At 64.7% G+C, this 4,499-nt stretch carries 3 protein-coding genes; 1 reads left to right on the top strand and 2 read right to left on the bottom strand.

Features of this window, described 5'->3' with window-relative positions; all coding sequences use genetic code 11:
* Window positions 1-203 (top strand): hypothetical protein (locus tag JNN06_RS10700; RefSeq protein ID WP_291239580.1); only part of this gene is annotated, 203 nt, incomplete at its 5' end.
* Here JNN06_RS10700 and recG read toward each other — a convergent pair.
* Both recG and ligA read right to left on the bottom strand, forming a co-directional pair.
* On the bottom strand, window positions 190-2,274 hold the full coding sequence (recG, locus tag JNN06_RS10695) for an ATP-dependent DNA helicase RecG (RefSeq protein WP_291239579.1): 2,085 nt from the start codon (window positions 2,272-2,274) through the stop codon (window positions 190-192). The genes JNN06_RS10700 and recG overlap by 14 nt on opposite strands.
* Window positions 2,274-4,391 carry an NAD-dependent DNA ligase LigA gene (gene ligA / locus JNN06_RS10690; protein ID WP_291239578.1) on the bottom strand — a complete coding sequence of 706 codons (2,118 nt, stop codon included), beginning with the start codon at window positions 4,389-4,391 and terminating at the stop codon, window positions 2,274-2,276. The genes recG and ligA overlap by 1 nt, the downstream gene beginning before the upstream one ends.
* Window positions 4,392-4,499: the final 108 nt, after the last annotated feature.

The following is a 4,499-nucleotide window of genomic DNA, read 5'->3' as shown; positions in this document are numbered from 1 at the left end:
ACGACCGTGCCCAGGGCATCTTCGATCATCGAGCTGGACGAGCGGGCGACGATGGCTTTCACTTCCTTCAGCATGGTCATCTCCTGTGCTTTGTTGCCATATTGTTCTCACAATCTTTACCTTCTGTAAAGAACTTTAAGGGAACATTTGAGAACAAATCAGGAGGAACAGCGCAATGCCTTGATTTTGCTACCCAACATTGATCAGGCGGATCGCCCGGTCCTGGTCCAGCAGCCACAGCAACGCCCGCGCCGCCCGTCCCCGCGGCGATTCGAGGCTGGGGTCTTCGGCCAGCAAACGCCGGGCATCGCTTTGGGCAATCGCCATCAGCGCCGCTTGCCGCTCCAGATCGGCCACGCGAAAGCGCGGCAGCCCCGATTGTGCCGTGCCGATCAGATCGCCCGCGCCGCGCATCGCCAGATCCTCCTCGGCGATGCGGAACCCGTCTTCGGTATCGCGCAAGGTGGTTAACCGACGCTCGCCCGCACTGCTGAGCGGGGCCTGATACATCAGCAGGCAAGTGGATTGCGCCGCACCGCGCCCGACCCGGCCGCGCAGCTGGTGCAATTGCGCCAGACCAAAGATTTCGGCCCGCTCGATCACCATGATCGAGGCATTGGGCACGTTCACCCCCACCTCGATCACAGTCGTGGCCACCAGAACCGAAGTTTGCCCCGCCACAAAGCGGGCCATTGCGGCGTCTTTCTCTGCCGGGGGCATCTGGCCATGCACCAACCCCACCCTGTCGCCAAACAGCGCGCGCAGATGCTCGAACCGGGCCTCGGAACTGGCATAATCGACCAGCTCGCTTTCCTCGACCAGCGGGCAGACCCAATAGGCCTGCCGCCCCTCGGCCACCGCCTTTTGCAGATGGGCCACCACCTCGTCGATCCGCTGGGTGGAAACCATCGCCGTCTTCACCGGCTTGCGGCCCGGCGGCTTTTCATCCAGCACCGAGACATCCATGTCGCCATAGCTCGCCAGGGCAAGGCTGCGCGGGATCGGCGTGGCCGTCATCACCAGCACATCCGCCGCCTCTCCCTTCGCGCCCAGCTCCATGCGCTGCGCCACACCGAAACGGTGCTGTTCATCCACCACCGCCAGCCGCAAGTCCTTGAAAACCACGTCTTTCTGGAACACGGCATGGGTGCCGACCAAAACGCCGATCTCGCCCTCGGCCAAGGCACGCAGCTTCTCGGCCCGCTCGCCGCCCTTGTCGCGCCCGGTCAGTATCTCAAGCCTGACCCCCGCCGCCGCCGCGAGGGGCTGTAACCCCTCCAGATGCTGTCGCGCCAGAATTTCGGTTGGCGCCATCATCACGCCTTGTCCACCGGCCTCCACCGCGATCAGCAACGCCAGAAAGGCCACCAACGTCTTGCCCGCCCCGACATCGCCTTGCAGCAGCCGGTTCATCCGCAGCGCAGAGCGCATATCGGCAGCGATCTCGCTCCCGGCGCGGATTTGCGCCCCCGTCGGCTGATAAGGAAGCGATTCCAAAACCTTGCGCTGCAAAACTCCGGTGCCGACGCTGGTCTGCCCCTTGCCCCGCCGCGCCTGCGCGCGCGCCAGCGCCAAGGTGATCTGATGCGCAAACAGCTCGTCATAGGCCAGCCGCGCCCGGGCGGGCGCCGTTGCAGCCAGATCGGCAGCGCCCGTCGGCGCATGCACCGCACGCACCGCCGCCGCCCAATCCGGCCAGCCCTCGCGCGCCTTCAGCGGCCCGTCTACCCATTCCGGCAGCTCGGGCAGACGCGCCAGGGCCGCCTGCACCGCCTTGGCAAGGCCACGCTGCGTGACCCCGGCGACCAGCGGATAGACGGGCTCATAATCCGGCAGCTCTCCGGCCTCCTCGGGGCGCAGAACATGCTCTGGATGCACCATCTGCGCGATGCCGTCGAACAACTCCACCCTGCCCGAAACCACCCGGCGCTGCCCCGTTGGCAACAAGGTTTTCAGATAGTCGCCGCGCGCGTGAAAGAACACCAACTGAAACTCAAGACTTTGGTCTTTCACAGAAATTCGATAGGGGCGCCCACGCGATCTGGGCGGGAAATGCGCCCCCACCGTCACCTCGACCGTCACCGTGGCAGGGGGCACAACCTCCCGCAGCGAGGCCTTTCGGCTGCGATCCGTGCCGGAATGCGGCAGCAGGAACAACAGGTCCTTCGGACGCTCCACCCCCAAACCCGCCATGGCCTTGGCCGTCTTGGGGCCAACGCCTTCCAGCGTCTCCAATTCGGCAAAAAGCGGAAACAGCTCAGGCGGGCGCGACATCAGGCCTCGCCCGCCAAGGCCAGCCATTCATCTTCGTCGATGATGCGGATGCCAAGCGCCGCCGCCTGCTTGGCCTTGCTGCCCGCGCCCGGCCCCGCGATCAGCAGATCGGTCTTGGCCGAGACCGACCCCGCCACCTTGGCGCCAAGCGCCTCGGCCCGCGCCTTGGCTTCGGCCCGGCTCATTTTCTCCAGCGTGCCGGTAAAAACCAGCGTCTTGCCCGCCACCGCAGAATCGACCGGCGCGCGGGCCTTCACCTCCTGCACCGTCAGATGCGCCACCAGCGCGTCCATCGCCGCGCGTTCGGCCGGCTGGTGAAAGGCCGTGACCAGCGACGTTGCCAGCACGGCGCCCACGCCGTCAATCGCCGTCAGATCGGCCCATTCGGCGCCCTCGCCCACCTGCGCCGCTGTCATGGCAGCCTCAAAAGCCGCCCAACTGCCGTAATGGGTGGCCAAGAGATTGGCCGAGGTTTCCCCGACATGGCGGATGCCAAGCGCGAAAATCAGGCGGTTGAGCGGGATCTGGCGCTTGGCCTCGATGGCCGCAAACAGCTTTTTCACCGAGGCCCTGCCCCAGCCATCGCGGTTTTCCAGCTTGGCCAGCTGCGCGGCATCGCGGCTTTGCAGGGTGAAAATCTCTGCCGGCGTTTTCACCGGCAGCACGGGGTCATGGAAAAACGCCTCTACCTGTTTGGCGCCAAGCCCCTCAATGTCAAAAGCGTTGCGGCTGACGAAGTGTTTCAGCCGCTCGACCGCCTGCGCCGGGCAGATCATCCCGCCAGAACAGCGGCGCACCGCATCGCCGTCCTCGCGGATGGCCTCTGATCCGCATTGGGGGCAAATTGTTGGAAAAGTGAAAGGAACAGCGTCAGAAGGCCGCTTTTCAAGGTTAACATCATTGATTTTTGGGATGACATCGCCTGCGCGATATACCTGCACCCAATCGCCGATGCGAATATCCTTGCCTTCGCGGATCACACCGCCCTTGGCGTCGCGTCCGGCGATATAATCCTCGTTATGCAGGGTCGCGTTCGACACCACGACGCCCCCCACCGTCACCGGCGACAGCCGCGCCACCGGGCTGAGCGCGCCGGTGCGGCCGACCTGAATGTCGATCGCCTCCAGCCGCGTCCATGCCAGTTCGGCCGGGAATTTATGCGCGATGGCCCAGCGAGGCGTGGCAGAGCGGAAGCCAAGCCGCCGTTGCAGCGCAAGATCATTCACCTTGTAAACAACGCCGTCGATATCATAGCCCAGCGTCGCCCGCTGCACCTCGATGCTGCGATAATGCTCCAGCATCTCTGGCGCGCCCTGGCAAAGCCGGGTCAGCGGATTGGTCTGGAAGCCGAGGCTTTTCAGCCGCTGAATGGCATCGAACTGGCTATCGGCCAGAGGGCTGGACAGCGCGCCCCAGGCATAGGCAAAAAAGCGCAGGGGACGGGTTTTGGTGATCGTGGCGTCCAGCTGACGCAGGGACCCTGCGGCGGCATTGCGCGGATTGGCAAAGGTTTTCTCACCTGTCGCACTGGCCCGCGCATTGAGCGCCGCGAAATCGGCGTGAGACATGTAAACCTCGCCGCGCACCTCCAGCACAGCAGGCGCGCCAATGATCTGCTGCGGAATATCCGCAATGGTGCGGGCGTTTTCGGTCACATTCTCGCCGGTTTCGCCATCGCCCCGGGTGGCTGCCTGCACCAGCACCCCATTTTCATAGCGCAGGGAGAGGGACAGGCCGTCGATCTTGGGTTCTGCGGTAAAGGCCAGCACGCCATCATGGCCCAAATAGCTGCGCACCCGCGCCTCGAAATCGGCCACATCCTCCTCCGAGAAGGCGTTTTCCAAGCTGAGCATGCGGATTACATGCGCCACCTTGCCAAAACCCTCTGCCACCGGCGCCCCGACCTGATCACTGGGGCTGTCCGACCGCTTGAGGCCGGGAAAGCGCCCTTCGATCTCGGCATTCCGCCGCTTGAGCGCATCATAGTCGCTGTCAGACATCTCGGGCGTGTCGCGGGTGTGATAGGCCGCGTTCGCCCCGGCAATCGCCGCAGCCAGCCGCGCCAGCTCGGCGGCGGCTTCTGCCTGCGTCAGCTCCTCAACCGGTTTCACCATCATGCGCGCCTCCCCTGATCGGATCAGATGTAGGAGAGGCGGGCCATGAGGTAAAGCCGGTCAGGCACCCAGAGCCAGCCTGCGTTCCAGATCCACCGGGGTCGGATCGCG

This window comes from Gemmobacter sp., from assembly GCF_016792925.1.
Lineage (GTDB): Bacteria > Pseudomonadota > Alphaproteobacteria > Rhodobacterales > Rhodobacteraceae > Gemmobacter.
Note: the sequence above shows the minus strand (reverse complement) of the source record. Positions and strands in the feature narration are given on the sequence as shown.

What these genes read in the sequence shown, in the direction of transcription:
- recG (WP_291239579.1), bottom strand. Translation starts at nt 2,274, where the DNA reads ATGTCGCGCCCGCCTGAGCTGTTTCCGCTTTTTGCCGAATTGGAGACG.
- ligA (WP_291239578.1), bottom strand. Translation starts at nt 4,391, where the DNA reads ATGATGGTGAAACCGGTTGAGGAGCTGACGCAGGCAGAAGCCGCCGCC.